This is a genomic window from Pseudomonas salmasensis, assembly GCF_014268375.2.
GTDB classification, from domain to species: Bacteria; Pseudomonadota; Gammaproteobacteria; order Pseudomonadales; family Pseudomonadaceae; genus Aquipseudomonas; species Aquipseudomonas salmasensis.
Window position 1 is genome coordinate 3,956,818 of record NZ_CP077083.1, and the last position, 23,946, is coordinate 3,980,763.

Sequence of the window (23,946 nt, forward strand, 5' to 3'; positions counted from 1 at the left end):
AGCCCCGGAATACGGGGCTTTGGTTGTTTCTACGGTTATGAACTTCGCAGCGAAAGCGCTCTGTGAGGTTTCGGGTCTGTGCTCAATGGCGGTTCATCGTGCATTGAAGCGGTGCACAGTCTCAGGCATTGCACAAAACAAATGTGGGAGCTGGCTTGCCTGCGATGGCGGTGTGTCAGCCCTAGATTGGGTGACTGACACACCGCCATCGCGGGCAAGCCCGGCTCCCACATTTAATCTTCAGTGGATCTTAGAGCTGGGGTTCAGGCCTCATCACCCTCATCATCATCCCCACCATCTACCTTCATCCCCAATTCCTTGATCTTGCGCGTCAGGGTATTACGCCCCCAACCCAGCAGCACGGCGGCATCGCGGCGGCGGCCGGCAGTGTGCTTCAACGCAGTCTCGATCATGATCCGTTCGAACGCTGGCACGGCGCTGTCCAGCAGGTTCGACTGGCCGCGTGCCAAGGCCTGGTCGGCCCATTGGCGCAGCGCCTGTTCCCAGTTGGTCACGGGGGCCGAGTCCTGCGGCAGGCTCAGCAGCTCCGGTGGCAGGTCGCTGATGTGCACTTCACGCCCGGAGGCCATCACGGTGATCCAGCGGCAGGTGTTCTCCAGCTGGCGCACATTGCCGGGCCACGGCAGGTTCTTGAGGTATTCCTCGGTCTCGCTTTTGAGCAGCTTGGGCTCCACAGCCAGCTCCAGGGCGGCGCGGCTGAGGAAGTGGCGGGCGAGGGTGGGGATGTCTTCGCGGCGGTCGGACATGCGCGGGATATGGATGCGGATCACGTTGAGGCGGTGGAACAAGTCCTCACGGAATTTACCCGCATGCACCAGGGTTTCCAGGTTCTGGTGGGTGGCCGCGATGATGCGCACATCCACCTTGACCGGTGTATGCCCGCCCACACGGTAGAACTCGCCGTCAGCCAGCACGCGCAGCAAGCGAGTCTGGGTATCGGCCGGCATGTCGCCGATTTCATCGAGGAACAGCGTGCCGCCGTCCGCCTGTTCAAAGCGTCCGCGACGCAGGTTGGCCGCGCCGGTGAATGCGCCTTTTTCATGGCCGAACAGCTCGGACTCCATCAAGTCCTTGGGAATCGCCGCCATGTTCAGCGCGATAAACGGCGAGGCCGCCCGTGGGCTGTGGCGGTGCAGGGCATGGGCCACCAGTTCTTTGCCGGTCCCCGATTCGCCGTTGATCAGCACAGTGATGTTGGAGTGGCTCAAGCGCCCGATGGCGCGAAACACTTCCTGCATCGCCGGCGCTTCGCCGATGATTTCCGGGGTGCGGGTCAGGGTCGGCGGCGCTTCCTGATTCTGTTGCTCCTGGGCGTGCTGGTTGGCGCGCTTGACCAGCGCCACCGCCTCATCCACGTCGAATGGCTTGGGCAGGTATTCAAAGGCGCCGCCCTGATAAGACGCGACAGCGCTGTCCAGGTCCGAGTGGGCGGTCATGATGATCACCGGCAAGCGCGGGTGTTGCTCGCGAATGCGTGCCAGCAAGTCCAGGCCACTGGCCCCAGGCATGCGGATGTCGGAAATGATCACGTCCGGTTGCTGGCGTGCCAGGCGGCTCATCACCCCATCGGCGCTGTCGAAGCTCTGGGTGGTCATGCCTTCTTGTTGCAAGGCTTTTTCGAGGACCCAGCGGATAGAACGGTCGTCGTCGACGATCCAGACAGTTTCACTACGGCTCATGTCGTGGGGGCTCCTTGTTCCAATGGCAGGAAGATCGAGAACGTGGTGTGGCCGGGGTGGCTCTCACATTCGATCAGGCCCTGATGCTGGCTGATGATGTTCTGGGTAATGGCCAGGCCCAGCCCGGTACCGTCCGGGCGGCCGCTGACCATGGGAAAGAAGATGGTTTCCTGCAGCTCCGCAGGAATGCCGGGGCCGTTGTCGATGATCTCGACCTTGGTCACCAGGCGATGGCGCACATGGCCGATGGTGAACTGGCGCAGGGCGCGGGTGCGCAGGCTGATGCGGCCCAGGCGCAGCTCGTTCTGGCTGCTGATGGCCTGCATGGCGTTGCGCACGATGTTGAGTACCGCCTGGATCATCTGCTCGCGGTCGATCAACACGTCGGGAATGCTTGGGTCGTAGTCGCGCACCAAGGTGATGCAGCCCTGGCTTTCGGCCTCGACCAGTTGGCACACGCGCTCCAGCACTTCATGCACGTTGGTCATCGCCAGGGACGGCAGCTTGTTGGAGCCCAGCATGCGGTCCACCAGGTTACGCAGGCGGTCGGCTTCTTCGATGATGACGTTGGTGTAGTCCTTGAGGTGCTCATCCGGTAGCTCACGGGACAACAACTGTGCCGCGCCGCGAATGCCGCCCAACGGGTTCTTGATCTCGTGGGCGAGGCCGCGCACCAGCATCTTGCTGGTTTCCTGCTTGGACAGCTGCGCTTCCTCCTTGGTGATGCGCAGCAGGCGGTCGCGGGGGTGGACTTCGAGCAGCAGCAGGGTCGCGCCATTGCTCAGGATCGGCGTCACGGCGTAATCGACGGTCAGCGTTTGCCCGGTCAGCGCGGTGAGCATCGCTTCGCGCTTGGTGAACGGGTGTGCCTGCTCCACGGCCTGGCGCAAAGAACTCAAGGCTTCGGCGGACTCGGTGAACAATTCGCTGATGAACTGCCCATGGCTGCGCTGGCCGCTGATGGCCAGGAGCATCTCCGCCGCCGGGTTCATGTACTCAAGGCGCAGGTCGGCATTGAGCAGGATGGTCGCGGTGGTCAGGTTGTCGAGTAACAAACGGTGCAGTGCATCGCTGATGGTCATCGGGACCTCTTTTGGAGCAAGGCGCGGGCTTGAGGCACACGCTGATACAAGGAAAATGCAAAAACCAAACCAAGGCTCCGAAAAGAAGCGCTAATGCCCTGAAATAAGGGATTGAGGCGCGAAACTGTGGCGTTCTGCCAGCTTGAACGGGAAGTTTCGAACCAAAATGGGCTGGGCACTTGAGAAGGGTGCAGGCTATCGCACCAATATAGTGCGATTTTGTGAAGGTTGTTCAGCTTGCGACAATGAACGGCGAATCGCGGTCAGTGGGGGAGCTGGCTTGCCTGCTCCCACCTGTTTGATTGGGTTTGCAGTCACTAGCCTTTGTAGATGCACAGCTCGGCTGTGGCGCGGATCATCGCCAGTTGGCGCAGCGGATCATTCAGCGGTTCGTGCACGGCCTCGGCCAGCCATTGCGGGCACTGCGGGTCGGTGCGCTGTGGAGTGAAGTCGGCCAACTGCTGCAACAGCCTTTTTTGCAGTTCGTCCAATCGCGGGCGGATCTGCTGGACCAGGTCCGGGCGCGGGTCGTCGGGGGCTTTGCCCTGGAACTGCCAGTCGGACAGGTGGGTGTATTGCACCAGTTTGTTGGCTTCGATCTGGGCGGCGAAGAACTGCTCGGCAGCGGTCGGGTCCAGCTTGTAGCTTGGCGCCTGGGCAGTGACGCTGGCGATCACCTCTTGTTCGCGCTTCTTGTCCTCCACGGGCTTGTGGCTGTCCCACTTGCTCAGTGCTACCTGGTCGGCAATCTCCAGGCGTTCGGCGATGCTGTTGAGCAAGGGTTCGAGCGTAGGCGGCGCGGCGTTTGCTGTGGCACTGGCCAATAGCAGGGCAAAGACGAGTCGATGTTTCAAGGGCGATCCTCTGTAGGAGCGAGCTTGCTCGCGAAGGTCGCTAACGATAACGCGCCAATGTTGAAAAAAATGCGGTGTCTTGGCGTTTTTCGCGAGCAAGCTCGCTCCTACAGGAAATCTCAGGCAAAAAAAGACCTCCACGAAGGAGGCCTTTTTCATCACGCTACCTTAAGCAGCGCTACCGGATCAGCAGCTGTAGTACAGCTCGTATTCCAGTGGGTGTACGAAGGTGCGTACTTTGATTTCTTCTTCGCTTTTCAGGGCGATGTAAGCGTCGATGAAGTCGTCGCTGAAAACGCCGCCTTTGGTCAGGAACGCACGGCCCTTGTCCAGCTCTTCCAGGGCTTCTTTCAGGCTGCCGCACACTTGTGGGATCTCTTTGGCCTCTTCAGGCGGCAGGTCGTACAAGTTTTTGTCGGCGGCGTCGCCAGGGTGGATCTTGTTCTGGATGCCGTCCAGGCCGGCCATCATCAGGGCGGCGAAGGCCAGGTAAGGGTTGGCAGCCGGGTCTGGGAAACGCGCTTCGATACGACGGCCTTTAGGGCTGTTGACGTAAGGAATACGGATCGAGGCAGAGCGGTTGCGTGCCGAGTAGGCCAGCATCACCGGCGCTTCAAAACCTGGGACCAGACGCTTGTAGGAGTTGGTCGACGGGTTGGTGAAGCCGTTCAGGGCCTTACCGTGCTTGATGATGCCGCCGATGAAGTACAGGGCGGTATCGGACAGGCCGGCATAGCCTTCGCCAGCGAAGGTGTTCTTGCCGTCTTTGGAAATCGATACGTGAACGTGCATGCCCGAGCCGTTATCGCCGTAAAGCGGCTTAGGCATGAAGGTAGCGGTGCGGCCATAGGCATCGGCAACGTTGTGCACGCAGTATTTCAGGGTTTGAACTTCGTCAGCCTTCTTCACCAGCGTGTTGAATTTCACGCCGATTTCGTTCTGGCCGGCAGTCGCCACTTCGTGGTGGTGAACTTCAACGGTCTGGCCCATTTCTTCCAGTGCGTTGCACATGGAGGTACGGATTTCGTGGTCGAAGTCGAACGGTGGTACTGGGAAGTAGCCGCCTTTCACGCCTGGACGGTGGCCTTTGTTGCCGCCTTCCACGTCCTGGTCGGACATCCACGAGCCTTGCTCGGAGAAAATCTTGAACATGGAGCCGGAGATGTCAGATTTGAACTTCACCGAGTCGAAGATGAAGAACTCTGGCTCAGGGCCGAAGAATGCGGTGTCGCCGATACCGGTGGACTTCAGGTATTCCTCGGCACGGTGGGCGATGGCGCGTGGGTCGCGGTCATAGCCTTGCATGGTCGAAGGCTCGATGATGTCGCACACCAGGATCAGGGTTGGCTCTTCGGTGAACGGGTCGAGTACGGCAGTGCTGTCGTCTGGCAGCAGGATCATGTCGGAGGCTTCGATGCCTTTCCAGCCGGCGATGGAGGAACCGTCGAACATCTTGCCGACTTCGAAGAAGTCATCTTCCAGCGCATCGCGAGCCGGCATGGTCACGTGGTGCTGAGTGCCTTTTGTGTCCGTGAAGCGCAGATCAATCCATTTAACGTCATGATCTTTGATGAGTTGAACCGACTTCGACATGGTGTCCTCCGGGTGGCTTCGGGCTTGGGTAGTGGAGTTAGCCCTTAGAATTTGGGTGATGCCGGCGCGGATACTCCGCCAAGGCAACCTGCCTCACAAGAGAGCAAATTGCATGCCAGTGCGCCAACATGGCCGTTTTGCCTCAAAATAGCCCCTATAACGGTGCAATCGGCAAAAACGGCATAAATCGCGCACTGCAATGTAGCGTTTATTTGTGTAAATGACCCGTTTTGGTGCATTGCATGTGCAATGCATATTAACTGGTTAAACCTTGAGCGATTTCCGCTATAATCCGCGCCCCCCTTTTTCAGCAGGCCCGGCGCGCGCTGTTTCCATGAAATTAATCGTTAAAGTCTTCCCCGAGATCACCATCAAGAGCCGACCGGTACGGACGCGTTTCATCCGTCAGTTGGCCAAGAACATCCGTGCCGTGCTCCGTGACCTGGACCCGGCTGTGGTGGTGAACGGCGTGTGGGACAACCTCGAGCTGGAAACCCGCATTACCGACGCCAAAGCCTTGAAGGACATGACCGAGCGCCTGAGCTGCATGCCGGGCATCGCGCATTTCCTGCAGGTGGATGAGTACCCGTTGGGCGACTTCGACGACATCACCGAAAAGTGCAAGCAGCACTACGGCAGTGCGCTTGAAGGCAAGATTTTTTCGGTGCGCTGCAAGCGTGCCGGCAAGCACCCGTTCAGCTCCATGGACGTCGAGAAATACGTCGGCAGCAAGCTGCGTCGCGAGTGCGGTGCCGCTGGAATTTCCTTGAAAGCGCCACAAATTGAAGTGCGCATGGAAATTCGCGACCAACGGTTGTTTGTGATCCACAGCCAGCACAACAGCATCGGCGGCTACCCGCTGGGCGCCCTGGAACAGACCCTGGTATTGATGTCCGGCGGTTTCGATTCCACGGTGGCGGCCTACCAGATCATGCGTCGCGGCCTGATGAGCCACTTCTGCTTCTTCAACCTGGGCGGGCGTGCACATGAATTGGGCGTGATGGAAGTCGCGCACTTTATCTGGAAGAAATACGGCAGCTCCCAACGCGTGCTATTTGTAAGCGTACCGTTCGAGGAAGTGCTGGGCGAAATTCTCGGCAAAGTCGATAACAGTCATATGGGCGTAGTATTGAAGCGTATGATGTTGCGCGCTGCGTCCCGAATCGCCGATCAATTGCAGATCGACGCCCTGGTGACCGGCGAAGCGATTTCCCAGGTTTCCAGCCAGACGCTGCCTAACCTGTCGATCATTGATTGCGTGACCGAGAAGCTGGTGCTGCGCCCGCTGATCGCCAGCCACAAGCAGGACATCATCGACCTGGCAGAGCAAATCGGCACCGCCGACTTTGCCAAGCATATGCCTGAGTACTGCGGGGTCATTTCGGTGAACCCCAAGACCCACGCCAAGCGTCACCGCGTGGAGCATGAAGAAAAAGAATTCGACATGGCGATTCTGGAGCGTGCGCTCGAGAACGCCAAGCTGGTCCCAATCGATCGGGTGATCGACGAGTTGGGCCAGGATGTAAAAATCGAAGAAGTCAGCGAAGCCCTGGCCGGCCAGATCGTCATCGACATCCGTCACCCGGATGCCGCTGAGGATGAGCCGCTGGAAATCGCTGGCATCGACGTGCAAACGCTGCCGTTCTACGCACTGAACGCGCGTTTCAAGGAACTGGATAACAGCCGTCAGTACCTGTTGTATTGCGACAAAGGCGTGATGAGTCGCCTGCATGCCCACCATTTGCTCAGTGAGGGGCATGCCAATGTGCGCGTTTATCGACCGAGCTAAGAGCCCGGGGCTGTTTGCCTGTGGCCTGCGTCACCGGCCCCCCGACTCTGCCGTCAAGCTGTAACGGCAAGGCCTGACTCTACTGTTAATCGCTGCCACGACCTGTCAGCACACCGAATCCTCTGATCGAGATACACAAGTGATCGAAAATCTACGTAACATCGCCATCATTGCTCACGTTGACCATGGTAAAACCACCCTGGTAGACAAACTCCTGCGTCAATCCGGCACCCTGGAGCGCAACGAGCTCAACGACGAGCGCGTGATGGACTCCAACGACCAGGAAAAAGAGCGCGGTATTACCATCCTGGCAAAAAACACCGCTATCAACTGGAACGGCTACCACATCAACATCGTGGATACCCCGGGCCACGCCGACTTCGGCGGCGAAGTAGAACGCGTAATGTCGATGGTTGACTCCGTTCTGCTGCTGGTTGACGCTCAAGACGGCCCTATGCCGCAAACCCGTTTCGTGACCAAGAAGGCTTTCGAAGCCGGCCTGCGTCCGATCGTGTGCATCAACAAGGTTGACCGTCCAGGCGCGCGTCCGGACTGGGTTCTGGACCAGATCTTCGACCTGTTCGACAACCTGGGTGCTACCGAAGAACAGCTGGACTTCCAAGTCATCTACGCCTCGGCCCTGAACGGTATTGCTGGTCTTGACCACACCGACATGGCTGAAGACATGACTCCGCTGTACCAGTCGATCGTCGACAACGTACCAGCACCGAAAGTTGACCGTGAAGGCCCGTTCCAGATGCAAATCTCGGCACTGGACTACAACAGCTTCCTGGGTGTTATCGGCGTTGGCCGTATCGCTCGTGGTAGCGTCAAGCCGAACACCCCGGTTGTCGCTATCGGCGCTGACGGCAAGAAGCGTAACGGTCGTATCCTGAAGCTGATGGGTCACCACGGTCTGCACCGTGTAGACGTTGAAGAAGCTTTCGCTGGCGACATCGTCTGCGTGAGCGGTATGGACTCGCTGTTCATCTCCGACACCCTGTGCCAGCCGGACAACGTCGAGGCGATGAAGCCTCTGACCGTTGACGAGCCAACCGTTTCCATGACCTTCCAGGTAAACGACTCGCCTTTCTGCGGTAAAGAAGGCAAGTTCGTGACCTCCCGTAACATCAAGGAGCGTCTGGACAAAGAGCTGCTGTACAACGTTGCCCTGCGCGTTGAAGAAGGCGACTCGGCTGACAAGTTCAAGGTCTCCGGCCGTGGTGAGCTGCACCTCTCGGTACTGATCGAAACCATGCGTCGCGAAGGCTTCGAAATGGGTGTTGGTCGTCCGGAAGTGATCATCCGTCAGGTTGACGGCGTGAAGCAGGAACCGTTCGAAAACGTCACCATCGACACCCCTGAAGAATCCCAGGGCAAGGTCATGGAAGAGATGGGCCTGCGTAAGGGCGACCTGACCAACATGGTGCCGGATGGCAAAGGCCGTGTGCGTCTGGAATACAACATCCCTGCTCGTGGTCTGATCGGTTTCCGTAACCAGTTCCTGACCCTGACCAACGGTGCTGGCATCCTGACCTCGATCTTCGATCGCTACGACACCATGAAGTCCGGCGACATGTCCGGCCGTCAGAACGGTGTTCTGGTATCGGTAGAAACCGGCAAGGCGCTGACCTACTCCCTGGAAACCCTCCAGGCGCGTGGCAAGCTGTTCGTTGAACACGGTCAAGAGATCTACAACGGTCAGATCGTTGGTCTGAACAGCCGTGACAACGACATGGGCGTCAACCCAACCAAAGGCAAGAAGCTCGACAACATGCGTGCTTCGGGCAAAGACGAAACCATCGCTCTGGTTCCACCTGTTCGCTTCACCCTGGAACAGGCCCTGGAATTCATCCAGGACGACGAGCTGTGCGAAGTCACGCCTAAGTCGATCCGCCTGCGTAAGAAGATCCTGGACGAAGGCGAGCGTACCCGCGCTGCCAAGAAAGCCAAGAACTGAGTTAACTCAGGCTGAATGAAAAACGCCCCCGGTCGAAAGGCCGGGGGCGTTTTTTTATGCCTGCAGGTTTTGTGGTGACTGTGCCGGCCTCATCGCGGGCAAGCCCGGCTCCCACATTTTGGATCTGTGAATACATTCAAATGTGGGAGCTGGCTTGCCTGCGATGAGGCCCTTGAGGGCACTACAAAATCCGGATCAGAACTTGTCGAGGGTCTTGAAGTTGGTCTCGCGCACCACTTCCTTGGGCTTGTACGCGCAGTACCCCGGCCGCGGCCCGATTTTCGGGTGGTTGCGGCAGGTATCCGGGCGCTTGTCATAAATAGTGCAAAAGCGCGTCTTACGATCCAGGTACAGGCAGTCGTTGTTGCTCATGCGCTGCAAAGTAAAAATTTCGGACTTGTTGTTGTACCGCTCGACGATGCCTTCTTTCTGCAAACGCTTGGCGATGTTCTTCGGCGGATCGCCGCGCTCGAACTCATCGACGATGCCAATGCGGATCAGGTCCTTGATCTTCACCTCCACCGGCAGCGTGCAGCAGCTGGACACGCAACCACCGCACATGTGGGCGGAGTATTTCTGCCAGGTCTCTAGACGGTCGAGTTCCGCGGCGGCGATCAGTTGAGGCTTCATCAAGGTTCCAAGGTGGGGCGTTATCCGGGCGCGCGATCATACCGGGATTGGTGGTTTTTTGAACAATATTTTGCAGGTTTCAGCTCAAAGGTTTGGCCGTGGCCTGATCGGGCACGACCCCTGCATCAAATTCAGCCCATGGCGAATGAGTTAAAAAACTGCCGAACCAGCACGTCTACCGTCTGTCAGACCGACTAGGCTCTAGCAACTCCTTCAATCTCGCCCGAGGTCGCACCGATGTCTCAGGAACCGCTTGCACGAGAAGCAGAGGTAGCCGCATTCCGCGATGCTGTCTTGACCAAACTCACCTACGCGGTGGGCAAGGACCCGGATCACGCCTTCGACCATGACTGGTTCGAAGCCATTGCCCTGGCCGCCCGCGACCAGATGGTCGATCACTGGATGGACCACACGCGACGTATTTATCGCAAAGGCCAGAAGCGTGTTTATTACCTGTCCCTGGAATTTCTCATCGGCCGTCTGCTCTACGACAGCCTGAGCAACCTGGGGGTGCTGGAGATCGCTCGCGAAGCGCTGTCGGAGCTGGGCGTGGATCTGGAGCGCATCCGCCTGCTGGAGCCCGACGCGGCGCTCGGCAATGGTGGCCTGGGCCGTCTGGCAGCGTGCTTTATGGAAAGCATGTCGACCCTGGGCATTGCTGGCCACGGGTATGGCATCCGTTATGAACACGGCCTGTTCCGCCAAGCCATTGTCGACGGTTGGCAGCAGGAGCAGACCGAACGCTGGCTGGATTTCGGTAACCCTTGGGAATTCGAACGCGCCGAGGTGATTTACCCGATCGGCTTTGGCGGCAGCGTCGAAACCGTGGCGGACGCCTCCGGCAAGATGATCCAGGTATGGTCGCCCAACGAAACCGTACGCGCCGTGGCCTATGACACGCCGGTCGTCGGTTGGCGCGGCGCCAGCGTCAACACCCTGCGCCTCTGGCGTGCGCGCGCCGTAGAAGACCTGCACCTGGAGCGCTTCAACGCCGGTGACCATTTGGGCGCCGTCGCCGAAGTGGCCCGCGCCGAAAGCATCTCCCGAGTGCTTTACCCGGCCGACAGCACCGAAGCAGGGCAGGAACTGCGCCTGCGCCAGGAATATTTCTTCGTCTCCGCGTCCCTGCAAGATTTGCTGCGCCGCCATAAGAATATGCACGGTTCGGTATTGAGCCTGGGCGAACACGCCGCCATCCAGCTCAACGACACCCACCCGTCCATCGCCGTGGCCGAGTTGATGCGCCAGTTGGTCGACTTGCATGACATTCCCTGGGAAGCCGCGTGGGATGTCACCGTCGAGACCCTTTCGTACACCAACCACACCTTGCTGCCCGAGGCCCTGGAAACCTGGCCTGTCGGTTTGATGGAGCGCATGCTGCCGCGGCACATGCAGATCATCTACCTGATCAACGCCCAGCACATCGACTCGCTGCGTGCCAAAGGCATACACGACTTTGATGTGTTGCGCGCGGTGTCGCTGATCGAAGAAGACAACGGCCGCCGCGTGCGCATGGGCAACCTGGCGTTCCTGGGCTCTCACAGCGTCAATGGCGTGTCCGGTTTGCATACCCAACTGATGCGCAGCACGGTGTTCTCCGAACTGCACAAGCTCTACCCCGAGCGCATCAACAACAAAACCAACGGCATTACCTTCCGTCGCTGGCTGTACCAGGCCAACCCAAAGCTGACCGATATGTTGGTGGAAGCGCTGGGCCCGGACATTCTCGATCAGCCCGAACAGCGCCTGATCGAGTTGGAACCCTTTGCCGAGAAGCCGGCCTTCCGCAAAGCGTTTGCTGAGCAGCGCCTGCACAGCAAGCGCGCACTGGCGCAGATCATCCATGAGCGCCTGGGCATTGCGATCAACCCGGCGGCGATGTTCGACGTGCAGGTCAAGCGTATTCACGAGTACAAGCGCCAATTGCTCAACCTGCTGCACACCGTGGCGCTGTACCAGGCGATCCGTGCCGAGCCGGGCATCGACTGGGTGCCTCGGGTAAAGATCTTTGCCGGCAAGGCGGCAGCCAGCTACCACCAGGCCAAGCTGATCATCAAGCTGACCAACGACATCGCCCGCACGGTCAACAACGACCCGACCGTGCGCGGTTTGCTCAAGGTGGTGTTCCTGCCCAACTACAACGTCAGCCTGGCGGAAAGCATCATTCCGGCAGCGGATTTGTCGGAGCAGATTTCCACCGCCGGCTTTGAAGCGTCGGGTACCAGCAACATGAAGTTCGGCCTCAACGGTGCGCTGACCATCGGCACCATGGACGGCGCCAATGTGGAGATGCACGAGCGGGTCGGCGCCGAGCACATGTTTATCTTCGGTCTCAGTGCCCAGCAGGTGGAAGCTCGCAAGCATGCCGGCGAGTTCAGCGCCGGGCCAGACATTGCCGCGTCTCATCGCTTGAACGACGTGCTGCAAGCCATTCGTGGCGGGGTGTTTTCGCCGGATGATCCGGGGCGCTATGTGGGCCTGATCGATGGGCTGATCGACTACGACCGCTTCCTGGTGTGTGCCGACTTTGACGCCTACTGGGACGCCCAGGCGCGGGTCGAAGCGCATTGGCATGACTCCAAGGCCTGGTGGCGCTCGGCAGTGCTTAATACGGCGCGCATGGGCTGGTTCAGCTCGGACCGGACCATCAGGGAGTACGCCACCGAGATCTGGAAAGCCCTCGACTAACTGATGCCCCTGTAGGAGCGAGCTTGCTCGCGAAGAGCTCCAACGATAACGCGTGCTTGCTGAATGAACGCGGCGCGTGTGAGTTTTTCGCGAGCAAGCTCGCTCCTACAGAGGGCTATTGCGTTGGGTCGTGAACTCTATTGGCGTTAAATCCTCTGATTAGAGGAAATCAGCCCCGACTCGCGCTAAACTGCGCGGGTTTTTAGCCCCCCATTCTCCGGAGCCTTCCATGTCCCGCGTTACCTTGAGTCGCTATTTGATCGAGCAGACCCGCAGCAACAACACGCCTGCCGATCTGCGCTTCCTTATCGAAGTGGTGGCGCGTGCTTGCAAGGAAATCAGCCACGCCGTTTCCAAAGGCGCACTGGGCGGTGTCCTGGGCAGCATGGGCACTGAAAACGTGCAGGGCGAAGTGCAGAAGAAGCTGGACGTGCTGTCCAACGAAATCCTGCTCGAAGCCAACGAATGGGGCGGCCACCTGGCCGGCATGGCGTCCGAAGAAATGGACAATGCCTACCAGATCCCAGGCAAATACCCGAAGGGCGCATACCTCTTGGTATTCGACCCACTGGACGGTTCGTCCAACATCGACATCAACGCACCGGTCGGCACCATCTTCTCGGTACTGCGTTGCCCCAACGAATACCTGAGCCAGAACGAAGCCCTGAACGAAAAGGCCTTCCTGCAGCCAGGCACTGAGCAAGTGGCTGCTGGCTACGCGATCTACGGCCCACAGACCATGCTGGTGCTGACCCTGGGCGATGGCGTCAAAGGCTTCACCCTGGACCGTGAAATGGGCAGCTTCGTACTCACCCACGAAGACATTTCGATTCCTGCTTCTACCCAGGAATTTGCCATCAACATGTCCAACCAGCGTCACTGGGAAGAACCGGTCAAGCGCTACGTCAACGAGCTGATGGAAGGCGAAGAAGGCCCGTTGAAGAAGAACTTCAACATGCGCTGGGTAGCCGCGATGGTTGCCGACGTGCACCGCATCCTGACCCGTGGTGGCCTGTTCATGTACCCGCGCGACAGCCGCGAGCCTTCCAAGCCAGGCAAACTGCGCCTGATGTACGAAGCCAACCCGATGTCGTTCCTGGTTGAGCAGGCAGGCGGTGCGTCTACCGACGGCCACCAGCGCATCCTCGACATCCAGCCAGAAGGCCTGCACCAGCGTGTGGCGGTGTTCCTGGGTTCGAAGGAAGAAGTTGAGCGCGTGACGGCTTATCACAAGAAGTAAGCCGTAACGAGCGGTGAGCCGCTGTATTGTGAGATGGATCACCGTTAAAGAAGCCCCGAAACGTTTCAGCGTTTTCGGGGCTTTTTTGTTTTCGCTCGTCGGGAACCAGACACCCCTTTTCCCTTCTAAGCTTCTGGCAGATACCCCAGCTGCTTTGTCTCTCCAGGAGCTTTTCCATGTCTATACGCCGTCTCGCCCTGCTGGCTTTTTGCGTGCTCTTAGCCGCTTGCAGCAAGGTCACCCAAGAAAACTACCAAAAGCTCTCAGCCGGCATGGCCAAGGCCGAGGTGGAGTCGTTGCTGGGCAAGCCAACCGATTGTTCCGGCGCACTGGGCATGTCCAGCTGCACCTGGGGCGATAAAAACAGCTTTATCAGCGTGCAGTACGCCGGTGACAAAGTTCTGATGTTTTCCGGGCAAGGCCTGAAGTAAACCGGGGCGCGAGCCTGCGGGAGAAGAAGAATGATGCGTTTTGTTTTGTTCCTTTGCGCCAGCCTGTTTTTGGCGGGCTGCGCCAGCCATTCTGGCGATGATCTGCAACCCAAGACGGCCAGCAACGTCAACCTCAAGCGTTACCAGGGCACCTGGTATGAGTTGGCCCGGTTGCCGATGTACTTCCAGCGCCACTGTGCGCAATCCGAAGCCCGCTATACCTTGCTGCCTGATGGTGACATGTCGGTGTTCAACCGCTGCCTGACGCCTGAGTGGAAGTGGCAAGAAGCCAAAGGCACGGCGACGCCTCAGGTGCCAGGCAAGACCGACAAGCTGTGGGTGGAATTCAATAACTGGTTTACGTCACTGTTGCCGGGCGTTGCCAAGGGCGACTACTGGGTGCTGTATGTCAGCGATGACTACAAGACCGCCATCGTCGGCAGCCCGAGCCGGCGCTATATGTGGATCCTGTCGCGCACGCCGACGGTGAGTGCCGATACCCGCGAAGACCTGCTGAGCAGGGCGCGACAGCAAGGGTATGACACCACGCGATTGATCTGGCGTACGTCGGACAAGCAGATGGCAAAGTCCTCTCAGTAATCCTGAGTACCCTCAACCCAATGTGGGAGCTGGCTTGCCTGCGATAGCATCAACCCGGTGTAACTGATGCACCGAGTTGTCTGTATCGCAGGCAAGCCAGCTCCCACAGTTGTTATGGCTTGGCTGTTAGCCCAACAAATCTTTCAAGACCTGGGTGAATGCCCGGCGGCTGTCTTCTTCGCCGGCATGCCGCCCATCTCGCACCACCCACTTGCCATTGACCAGCACATCGCGTACTTGCCGATCGCCACCGGCGAACAGCCAGCGGTTGAGAATTCCATCCTCACTGGCCGTTGCCAGGTACGGGTCGTTACCGTCCAGCACAATCCAGTCCGCACGCTTACCCACTTGCAGTCGACCAACCGGTTGGCCCAGCGCCTGGGCGCCACCGTCCAGCGCAGCATCGAACAGCGTGCGACCCACCATCGGTTGGTCACTGCGATACAACCGATTACGCCGTTGATCGCGCAGGCGCTGGCCGTATTCCAACCAACGCAGTTCTTCTACCACGCTCAATGACACATGGCTGTCGGAACCGATGCCCATGCGCCCACCCTGGGCGAGAAAATCCACCGCCGGGAAAATCCCATCACCCAGGTTGGCTTCCGTGGTCAGGCACAAACCGGCAATTGCTCGGCTGTTGGCCATGCGGGTGACTTCATCGGCATCGGCGTGGGTGGCATGCACCAGGCACCAGCGCTCATCCACCTCGACGTTGTCATACAGCCACTGCAACGGGCGCTTGCCGCTCCAGGACAGGCAGTCGTCGACTTCCTTTTGCTGTTCGGCAATGTGGATATGCACCGGGCAGCTCTTGTCACTGGCGGCCAGCACGGTATGGATTTGTTCGGGAGTGACGGCGCGCAGGGAATGGAAGCACAGGCCCAGTTGCTGTGCCGGTTGTGCCGCCAGAACGGGCTGCAGGCGCGCTTGCAGGTCCAGGTAGTGTTCAGTGCTGTTGATAAACCGTCGCTGGCCTTCATTCGGCGCTTGGCCGCCAAAGCCTGCGTGGGTGTAGAGCACCGGCAGCAAGGTCAGGCCGATGCCGCTGCTGGCCGCAGCCTGGCTGATCTGGCAGGACAGCTCTGTACGGTCGGCATAGGGCTGGCCACTGAGATCGTGATGCACGTAATGAAACTCGGCCACCGAGGTGTAGCCGGCCTTGAGCATTTCGATATACAGCTGACGGGCGATGACCTGTAACTGCTCGGGGTTGATCTTGCCGACCATGCGGTACATCAAATCGCGCCAAGTCCAAAAGCTGTCATTGGGGTTGCCGGCCACTTCGGCCAAGCCTGCCATGGCGCGCTGGAAGGCATGGGAGTGCAGGTTCGGCATGCCCGCCAACACCGGGCCCCTGAGCCGTTCGGCGCCTTCTGCACTGGCATTGGGCTCAACCTTTGTCAGCAGGCCATCGGCGCTGACTTCAAGACGTACATCGTTGGCCCATACATTAGGCAGCAGTGCGCGTTCGGCAAAGAAAGCGGACATGATCAAGGCACCCCGGTCGTGTGTTTATTTGTATATACATATACAGACGTTTGCCTGCTCGGTAAACTCCGGCAATCTATGCATCTTTTTCCCCTGCAAGGATTCCCTGTGCCGACTCCGCCCGCCAACTCATCGCTGGCTGCCCACATGGACGAAAGTCCGGCGCCCTTGTATGCCCGCGTCAAACAGATGATCAGCCAGCAGATCCTCAACGGCAACTGGCCGCCCCATTACCGCGTGCCGTCGGAAAGCGAGTTGGTCAGCCAGTTGGGCTTCAGCCGCATGACCATCAACCGCGCCCTGCGCGAGCTGACCGCCGAAGGTTTGCTGGTGCGCATGCAAGGCGTTGGTACGTTCGTGGCTGAGCCCAAAAGCCAATCGGCCCTGTTTGAAGTGCACAACATCGCCGATGAAATCGCCTCCCGCGGGCATCGGCACACTTGCCAGGTGATCACCCTTGGCGAAGAGGCTGCCGGTTCCGAGCGCGCCGTCGCCTTGGAAATGCGCGAAGGCGGGCGGGTGTTCCACTCGTTGATCGTGCATTACGAGAACGACATTCCCGTGCAAATCGAAGACCGTTTCGTCAACGCCCTGGTCGCGCCGGAATACCTGCAGCAAGACTTCACCCAGCAAACCCCCTACGCCTATTTGAACCAGGTCGCGCCGTTGACTGAGGGTGAGCATGTGGTTGAGGCCATCCTCGCCGATGCCGCCGAGTGCAAGTTGTTGCAGATTGAGCCGAGCGAGCCGTGCCTGTTGATTCGCCGGCGTACCTGGTCGGGTCGCCAGCCGGTGACGGCGGCGCGGTTGATCCACCCCGGTTCCCGTCACAGCCTCGAAGGACGCTTCAGTAAATGAGTGAGATCAACGTCTGGCGCGCCGCCAACTACGTGCGCATGCCGTGGAAGAACGGCGGTGGCAGCACTGAAGAAATCGCCCGTGACGCGGGCACCGGCCTGGACGGTTTTGGCTGGCGTCTGTCGATTGCCGACATCGCCGAGTCGGGTGGCTTTTCCACCTTCGCCGGCTATCAGCGCGTGATCACGGTGATCAAAGGCGCTGGCATGGTGCTGACCGTGGACGGTGAGGAACAACGCGGCTTGTTACCGTTGCAGCCGTTTGCGTTCGAGGGCGAAAGCCAGGTGTCATGCCGTTTGATCACCGGGCCGATTCGAGACTTCAACCTGATCTACTCGCCACAGCGTTACCATGCACGCTTGCAGTGGGTGGATGGCGTGCAGCAGTTTTTCAGCACCGCGCAGACGTTGCTGGTGTTCAGCGTGGCGGATGAAGTGACGGTGCTGGGCGAGAAGCTCGGCCACCATGATTGCCTGCAAGTGGACGGTAACACGGGCCTGCTGGATATCTCTGTCACTGGCCGCTGCTGCATCATCGAACTGACCGCACGCGGTTAAAAACTGTGGGAGCAGGCAAGCCAGCTCCCACAGTTGTTTGTGCGCTGTTCCCAAGGCCGCGCACCAATTTGTTACCGAACGCCCCAGGGTGACGCAAAGTTGCGCTGTTGTGACAAATTCCTTTTGTCGTAAAACACCCCCGTAAGAAATTTCATCAAACCGCCAAGCCTTGATTATCAAGGCGTGCGCGCACCTGCGAAAAAAATCTGCAGGGCTCATTTCAAAAGTTGGCCGCTCGATTGCATATGCTTGTACATACAAGTAAAGATGTGTGCGTAAGACTTCGCACCATCAATGTCCGCGCATCATGCCGAGGAGTCCAGCTGTGACCGATTTTTCGAAAGCAAGGCCTACAAAATACCGTGACGTCGAAATCCGCGCCGCCCGCGGTAACAAGCTCACCGCCAAAAGCTGGCTGACCGAAGCGCCGCTGCGCATGCTGATGAACAACCTCGACCCGCAAGTGGCCGAGAACCCCAAGGAACTGGTGGTGTACGGCGGTATCGGCCGCGCGGCGCGCAACTGGGAGTGCTACGACCAGATCGTCGAGAGCCTCACTCACTTGAACGACGACGAAACCCTGCTGGTGCAATCCGGCAAGCCGGTAGGCGTGTTCAAGACCCACAGCAACGCCCCGCGCGTACTGATCGCCAACTCCAACCTGGTGCCGCACTGGGCTAGCTGGGAGCATTTCAACGAACTGGATGCCAAGGGCCTGGCCATGTACGGCCAGATGACCGCCGGCAGTTGGATCTACATCGGCAGCCAAGGCATCGTTCAAGGCACCTACGAAACCTTCGTCGAAGCCGGCCGCCAGCACTACAACAGCGACCTCACCGGCCGTTGGGTACTCACCGCCGGCCTCGGCGGCATGGGCGGCGCGCAGCCATTGGCCGCTACCCTGGCCGGCGCCTGCTCGCTGAACATCGAGTGCCAGCAAGTCAGCATCGACTTCCGCCTGAACAGCCGTTACGTCGACGAGCAGGCCACCGACCTCGACGACGCCCTGGCGCGCATCGCCAAGTACACCAAGGAAGGCAAGGCCATCTCCATTGCGCTGCTGGGCAACGCCGCAGAGATCCTGCCAGAACTGGTCAAGCGTGGCGTGCGTCCGGACATGGTCACCGACCAGACCAGCGCCCACGACCCACTCAATGGTTACCTGCCGGCCGGCTGGACCTGGGACGAATACCGCGCTCGCGCCAAGACCGAGCCAGCCGCCGTGATCAAGGCTGCCAAGCAGTCGATGGCCGTACACGTCAAAGCCATGCTCGAATTCCAGAAGCAAGGTATCCCGACCTTCGACTACGGCAACAACATCCGCCAGATGGCCCAGGAAGAAGGCGTGGAAAACGCGTTCGACTTCCCAGGTTTCGTACCGGCCTACATCCGCCCGCTGTTCTGCCGTGGCATTGGCCCGTTCCGTTGGGCGGCGCTGTCCGGTGACCCGCAAGACATCTACAAGACCGACGCCAAAGTCAAAGAACTGATCCCGGACGACGCCCACCTGCACAACTGGCTGGACATGGCTCGCGAGCGCATCAGCTTCCAGGGCCTGCCGGCACGTATCTGCTGGGTCGGCCTGGGCCAGCGTGCCAAGTTGGGCCTGGCGTTCAACGAAATGGTGCGCAGCGGCGAGCTGTCCGCGCCGGTCGTGATCGGCCGTGACCACCTGGACTCCGGCTCGGTTGCCAGCCCGAACCGCGAAACCGAAGCCATGCAGGACGGCTCCGATGCTGTGTCCGACTGGCCGCTGCTCAACGCCTTGCTCAACACCGCGAGCGGCGCCACCTGGGTCTCGCTGCACCACGGGGGTGGCGTGGGCATGGGCTTCTCCCAGCACTCGGGGATGGTGATTGTCTGCGACGGTACTGACGAAGCGGCCGAGCGGATTGCCCGCGTGTTGCACAACGACCCGGCCACCGGGGTGATGCGCCATGCCGATGCGGGTTATCAGATTGCTATCGACTGCGCCAAGGAACAGGGCCTGAACCTGCCGATGATCAACGGCTGACGCACCCACTGTAGGAGCGAGCTTGCTCGCGAAGGTATTCCGGGCGCATCGCTGCGTTGAATGTACGTTTTTCGCGAGCAAGCTCGCTCCTACAGAAAAGCATCGAACAATCCACTAGAGGTTGAACAACATGGCTGCAAACGACACCACCCCGTTGATCGAGAAACGTTCGATCGACTACATCCCGGAAGCGGAAAGACATGGTCGTCTATTCAGTCAATTCACCCTGTGGATGGGGGCCAACCTGCAGATCACTGCGATTGTCACCGGGGCGTTGGCCGTGGTGCTGGGTGGTGATGTGTTCTGGTCATTGATCGGCTTGCTCATCGGTCAACTGATCGGCGGTGGCGTCATGGCGCTGCATGCGGCGCAAGGGCCCAAGCTTGGCCTGCCGCAGATGATTTCCAGCCGGGTGCAGTTCGGCGTGTACGGCGCGGCCATTCCGATTGTGCTGGTGTGCTTGATGTACTTGGGCTTCACCGCCACCGGTACTGTGCTGTCGGGCCAGGCGCTGGGCCAGTTGTTCGGGGTCAGCGACAGCGTCGGCATCCTGATTTTCGCCAGTGTCATCGTGCTGGTCACGGTGCTGGGTTACCGGGTGATCCACTTCATCGGCCGTGTCGCGAGCGTCATTGGCGTGATTGCCTTTGTGTACCTGTTCAGCCGCCTGATGAGCCAGACCGACGTTGGCGCGCTCCTACAGATCCGCCACTTCAGCTGGAGCAGTTTCCTGCTGGCCGTGTCGCTTGCGGCCTCTTGGCAGATTGCGTTCGGCCCTTACGTGGCGGATTACTCGCGTTACCTGCCGAGCCACACGTCATCGGTTAAAACCTTTCTCGCTGCTGGCGCAGGTTCGGTCATCGGTGCTCAAGTGGCGATGGTCCTCGGCGTGTTTGCCGCGGCCATGTCCAACGGGCAGTTTGCCGGTCACGAGGTGGCGTACATCGTGGGCTTGAGCGGCACGGGGGCCACCGCTGCGTTGTTGTATTTCAGCATCGCGTTCGGCAAGGTCACCATCTCGACGCTCAATTCCTACGGCAGCTTCATGTGCATCGCCACTATCATCAGCGGCTTTCGTGGGCGTCTGGAGGTCACGCGTCTGCAGCGTCTGGTGTTCGTGTTGATGATCGTCGGCACGGCCACGCTGATCGCGTTGCTCGGCCAGCATTCGTTCCTCGGTGCATTCAAGTCGTTCATCTTGTTCCTGCTGGCGTTCTTTACGCCCTGGAGCGCGATCAACCTGGTGGATTACTACTGCATCACCCGCGAGCGTTACGACGTGCCTGCGCTGGCCGACCCGAACGGTCGCTACGGCCGCTGGAACCTGCTGGGCATCAGCGTCTACGTATTCGGCGTGCTGGTGCAGTTGCCGTTCATCTCCACCAAGTTCTACACCGGTCCCCTGGTGGCCGCGCTGGGTGGTGTGGATATCTCCTGGATCATCGGCCTGGTACTGCCGGCGGCCCTGTATTACGTATGTGCGAAAAAATGGCACGGCACGGTACCCGATCACCTGATCCTGCCAAAAGAGCAGGGCGCTTCACCCATAACAAACGAGCTGGCTGCACAAGCCTGATGGGACGTGGACAGGGCAGGACGCCTACTGACTGCCGTAATCCATTTCATGATTGGGAGCGTCACAACAATGACTATGAATAAGACCTTGCTGGCTACTTTGTTCGCCGCTGGCGTGCTGGCAAGTGCCAGCGCCCAGGCGGCCGGCTGGTGTGAATCCGGCAAGCCGGTGAAATTCGCCGGCCTGAATTGGGAAAGCGGCATGTTGCTCACCGACATCCTGCAAACCGTGCTGGAAAAAGGCTACGACTGTAAAACCGACAGCCTGCCGGGCAACTCCATCACCATGGAAAACGCCCTGGGCAGCAACGACATCCAAGTGTTCGCCGAGGAGTGGGTAGGCCGCAGCGAGGTCTGGAACAAGGCCGAGAAGGCCGGCAAAGTCGTCGGCGTCGGTGCCCCGGTGGTGGGCGCGGTCGAAGGCTGGTACGTGCCGCGCTATGTGATCGAAGGCGACGCCAAGCGCAAGCTCGAACCCAAGGCCCCGGACCTGAAAAGCATCGCCGACCTGGCCAAATACGCCTCGGTGTTCAAGGACCAGGAAGAGCCGTCCAAGGGCCGCTTCTACAACTGCCCGGCCGGCTGGACCTGCGAGCTGGACAACAGCGAAATGCTCAAGAGCTACGGCCTGGAAAGCACCTATACCAACTTCCGCCCGGGCACCGGCCCGGCGCTGGATGCAGCGGTGCTGTCGAGCTACAAGCGCGGCGAGCCGATCCTGTTCTACTACTGGTCGCCGACGCCGCTGATGGGCCAGGTCGACCTGGTCAAGCTGGAAGAAAAGCCCGGCGTGGATAAAACCGTGAGCATCAAGGTCGGCCTGTCCAAGACCTTCCACGAGCAAGCCCCGGAACTGGTGGCCGTGCTGGAAAAGGTCAACCTGCCCATCGACCTGCTGAACCAGAACCTGGGCCGCATGGCCAAGGAGCGGATCGAGTCGCCGAAACTGGCGAAAATATTCCTCAAGGAACATCCTGAAGTCTGGCACGCCTGGGTGAGCGAAGACGCAGCCAAGAAAATCGACGCGGCCTTGTAGGTCAAGTGTGCACGGCTACCCTCAGGGGTGGCCGGGCGGCTGGCCACAACCCACTGGATCGAGAGCACGATATGTTTCCTGAGAGCTTTACCTTTTCCATCGCCGACTGGGTCAACGGTTGGGTGGACGCACTGGTCACCAACTACGGCGATGTGTTCCGCCACATCTCCGATACGCTGCTGTGGGCCATCGTCAACCTGGAAGGCCTGCTGCGCGCAGCGCCCTGGTGGCTGATGCTGGCCATCGTCGGCGGTGTTGCCTGGCACGCCACCCGCAAGGTGGTGACCACGGCGGTGATTGTCGGTCTGCTGTTCCTGGTGGGCGCGGTTGGCCTGTGGGACAAGCTGATGCAAACCCTGGCATTGATGATGGTGGCTACGGTGATCTCGGTGTTGATCGGCATCCCCCTGGGCATCCTGTCGGCGCGCAGTAATCGCCTGCGTTCGGTGCTGATGCCGTTGCTGGACATCATGCAAACCATGCCCAGCTTCGTGTACCTGATCCCGGTGCTGATGCTGTTCGGCCTGGGCAAGGTCCCGGCGATTTTCGCCACGGTGATCTACGCCGCGCCGCCGCTGATCCGCCTCACAGACCTGGGCATTCGCCAGGTCGATGGCGAAGTCATGGAAGCCATCAACGCTTTCGGTGCCAACCGCTGGCAGCAACTGTTCGGCGTGCAATTGCCGCTGGCGTTGCCGAGCATCATGGCCGGGATCAACCAGACCACCATGATGGCGCTGTCGATGGTGGTGATCGCCTCGATGATCGGTGCCCGTGGCTTGGGTGAAGACGTGCTCGTCGGCATCCAGACCCTCAACGTCGGCCGTGGCCTTGAAGCCGGGCTGGCGATCGTGATTCTCGCAGTGGTCATCGACCGCATTACCCAGGCTTATGGCCGCCCACGGCATGAGGCGAGCAAATGACGACTGTCAGCAAAATCGAAGTCAAAAACGTCTTCAAGATTTTCGGCGCGCGCGCCCAGGATGCGCTAGCCATGGTCGGCCAGGGCAAGACCAAGGACCAGGTACTGGCCGAGACCGGTTGCGTGGTCGGTGTGAATGACCTGTCCCTGAGCATCGGCACCGGTGAGATCTTTGTGATCATGGGCTTGTCGGGTTCGGGCAAATCCACCCTGGTGCGCCACTTCAACCGCCTGATCGACCCCACCAGCGGCGCGATCCTCGTGGACGGCGAAGACATCCTGCAACTGGACATGGAAGCCCTGCGCCAATTCCGTCGGCACAAGATCAGCATGGTGTTCCAGAGCTTCGGCCTGCTGCCGCACAAGAGCGTGCTCGACAACGTCGCCTACGGCCTGAAAGTGCGTGGCGAAACCAAGCAGGTCTGCGCCGAACGTGCGTTGCACTGGATCGAAACCGTGGGCCTCAAGGGCTACGAAAACAAATACCCGCACCAGCTGTCCGGCGGCATGCGCCAGCGCGTGGGCCTGGCTCGTGCCTTGGCGGCCGACACCGACATCATCCTGATGGACGAAGCCTTCAGCGCCCTCGACCCGCTGATCCGCGCCGAGATGCAGGACCAATTGCTCGAGCTGCAAAAGACCCTGCACAAGACCATCGTATTCATCACCCACGACCTCGACGAGGCCGTGCGCATCGGTAACCGCATTGCGATCCTCAAGGACGGCAAGCTGATCCAGGTCGGCACCCCGCGAGAGATTCTGCATTCGCCGGCGGATGAGTATGTGGACCGCTTTGTTCAGCGGCGGGCGGCGGTGGTCTGATCCGGGCTGTGTGGTGAATCGGCTGGCTCCATCGCAGGCAAGCCAGCTCCCACACTTGATTGGGTTCACATCGGTCAAATGTGGGAGCCGGGCTTGCCCGCGAT

Annotated in this window: 19 protein-coding genes; 13 read left to right on the forward strand and 6 right to left on the reverse strand. The window is 59.8% G+C overall.

The window, feature by feature from the left end:
* Positions 1–263 precede the first annotated feature (263 nt).
* From ntrC to glnA, 4 genes are all read right to left on the reverse strand, one after another.
* Positions 264–1,700 (reverse strand): nitrogen regulation protein NR(I), encoded by a 1,437-nt coding sequence (gene ntrC, locus HU731_RS17780; protein ID WP_003187806.1) that lies wholly within the window; start codon positions 1,698–1,700, stop codon positions 264–266.
* A complete protein-coding gene (glnL, locus tag HU731_RS17785) occupies positions 1,697–2,782 on the reverse strand; it encodes a nitrogen regulation protein NR(II) (protein ID WP_014716523.1) in 1,086 nt (361 codons plus the stop codon). The genes ntrC and glnL overlap by 4 nt, the downstream gene beginning before the upstream one ends.
* Positions 2,783–3,099: 317 nt before the next feature.
* Positions 3,100–3,636: a chorismate mutase gene (locus tag HU731_RS17790; protein ID WP_186606432.1), complete on the reverse strand. Its 537-nt coding sequence runs from the start codon at positions 3,634–3,636 to the stop codon at positions 3,100–3,102.
* Between the two features lie 186 nt (positions 3,637–3,822).
* Positions 3,823–5,229, reverse strand: a complete 1,407-nt coding sequence (gene glnA / locus HU731_RS17795; RefSeq protein WP_003187811.1) for a type I glutamate--ammonia ligase — start codon at positions 5,227–5,229, stop codon at positions 3,823–3,825.
* A gap of 334 nt (positions 5,230–5,563) precedes the next feature.
* Here glnA and thiI point away from each other — a divergent pair, with 334 nt between their 5' ends.
* Together thiI and typA are read left to right on the forward strand one after the other, a co-directional pair.
* Positions 5,564–7,018, forward strand: coding sequence for a tRNA uracil 4-sulfurtransferase ThiI (thiI, locus tag HU731_RS17800; protein WP_032894010.1), 1,455 nt, complete (start codon positions 5,564–5,566; stop codon positions 7,016–7,018).
* 139 nt (positions 7,019–7,157) lie between these two features.
* On the forward strand, positions 7,158–8,978 hold the full coding sequence (gene typA, locus HU731_RS17805; RefSeq protein WP_003187814.1) for a translational GTPase TypA: 1,821 nt from the start codon (positions 7,158–7,160) through the stop codon (positions 8,976–8,978).
* A 195-nt stretch (positions 8,979–9,173) separates the two neighbouring features.
* Here typA and HU731_RS17810 read toward each other — a convergent pair whose 3' ends face one another.
* A complete protein-coding gene (locus HU731_RS17810) occupies positions 9,174–9,608 on the reverse strand; it encodes a YkgJ family cysteine cluster protein (RefSeq protein ID WP_003187815.1) in 435 nt (144 codons plus the stop codon).
* A 237-nt stretch (positions 9,609–9,845) separates the two neighbouring features.
* Between HU731_RS17810 and HU731_RS17815 the strand changes: the two genes are divergently transcribed.
* The 4 genes from HU731_RS17815 to HU731_RS17830 all read left to right on the forward strand — a co-directional run bounded on the left by HU731_RS17815 (position 9,846) and on the right by HU731_RS17830 (position 14,567).
* A complete protein-coding gene (locus HU731_RS17815) occupies positions 9,846–12,296 on the forward strand; it encodes a glycogen/starch/alpha-glucan phosphorylase (RefSeq protein WP_032894008.1) in 2,451 nt (816 codons plus the stop codon).
* 229 nt (positions 12,297–12,525) lie between these two features.
* The gene (locus HU731_RS17820; RefSeq protein WP_003187818.1) at positions 12,526–13,536 is read left to right on the forward strand and encodes a class 1 fructose-bisphosphatase; all 1,011 of its coding nucleotides are present in this window, start codon (positions 12,526–12,528) and stop codon (positions 13,534–13,536) included.
* Positions 13,537–13,712: 176 nt separating this feature from the next.
* Entirely contained in the window at positions 13,713–13,967 is a 255-nt protein-coding gene (locus HU731_RS17825; protein WP_003187823.1) for a hypothetical protein, read from the forward strand.
* A 30-nt stretch (positions 13,968–13,997) separates the two neighbouring features.
* The gene (locus HU731_RS17830) at positions 13,998–14,567 is read left to right on the forward strand and encodes a lipocalin family protein (RefSeq protein ID WP_186606433.1); all 570 of its coding nucleotides are present in this window, start codon (positions 13,998–14,000) and stop codon (positions 14,565–14,567) included.
* A 126-nt stretch (positions 14,568–14,693) separates the two neighbouring features.
* Here HU731_RS17830 and HU731_RS17835 read toward each other — a convergent pair whose 3' ends face one another.
* Positions 14,694–16,058 (reverse strand): formimidoylglutamate deiminase, encoded by a 1,365-nt coding sequence (locus HU731_RS17835; protein WP_186606434.1) that lies wholly within the window; start codon positions 16,056–16,058, stop codon positions 14,694–14,696.
* 147 nt (positions 16,059–16,205) lie between these two features.
* Here HU731_RS17835 and hutC point away from each other — a divergent pair, with 147 nt between their 5' ends.
* From hutC to HU731_RS17870, 7 genes are all read left to right on the forward strand, one after another.
* On the forward strand, positions 16,206–16,916 hold the full coding sequence (hutC, locus tag HU731_RS17840) for a histidine utilization transcriptional repressor HutC (protein WP_224796965.1): 711 nt from the start codon (positions 16,206–16,208) through the stop codon (positions 16,914–16,916).
* Entirely contained in the window at positions 16,913–17,473 is a 561-nt protein-coding gene (locus tag HU731_RS17845; RefSeq protein WP_186606435.1) for a HutD/Ves family protein, read from the forward strand. The genes hutC and HU731_RS17845 overlap by 4 nt, the downstream gene beginning before the upstream one ends.
* A 325-nt stretch (positions 17,474–17,798) precedes the next feature.
* Entirely contained in the window at positions 17,799–19,487 is a 1,689-nt protein-coding gene (gene hutU / locus HU731_RS17850) for a urocanate hydratase (RefSeq protein ID WP_225931493.1), read from the forward strand.
* 130 nt (positions 19,488–19,617) lie between these two features.
* Positions 19,618–21,063 carry a purine-cytosine permease family protein gene (locus HU731_RS17855; RefSeq protein WP_186606437.1) on the forward strand — a complete coding sequence of 482 codons (1,446 nt, stop codon included), beginning with the start codon at positions 19,618–19,620 and terminating at the stop codon, positions 21,061–21,063.
* A 69-nt stretch (positions 21,064–21,132) separates the two neighbouring features.
* Positions 21,133–22,098, forward strand: a complete 966-nt coding sequence (locus HU731_RS17860) for an ABC transporter substrate-binding protein (RefSeq protein WP_186606438.1) — start codon at positions 21,133–21,135, stop codon at positions 22,096–22,098.
* Between the two features lie 71 nt (positions 22,099–22,169).
* On the forward strand, positions 22,170–23,021 hold the full coding sequence (locus HU731_RS17865; protein ID WP_186606439.1) for an ABC transporter permease: 852 nt from the start codon (positions 22,170–22,172) through the stop codon (positions 23,019–23,021).
* Positions 23,018–23,842 carry a quaternary amine ABC transporter ATP-binding protein gene (locus HU731_RS17870; RefSeq protein ID WP_003187840.1) on the forward strand — a complete coding sequence of 275 codons (825 nt, stop codon included), beginning with the start codon at positions 23,018–23,020 and terminating at the stop codon, positions 23,840–23,842. Before HU731_RS17865 ends, HU731_RS17870 begins: the two co-directional genes overlap by 4 nt.
* Positions 23,843–23,946 lie beyond the last annotated feature (104 nt).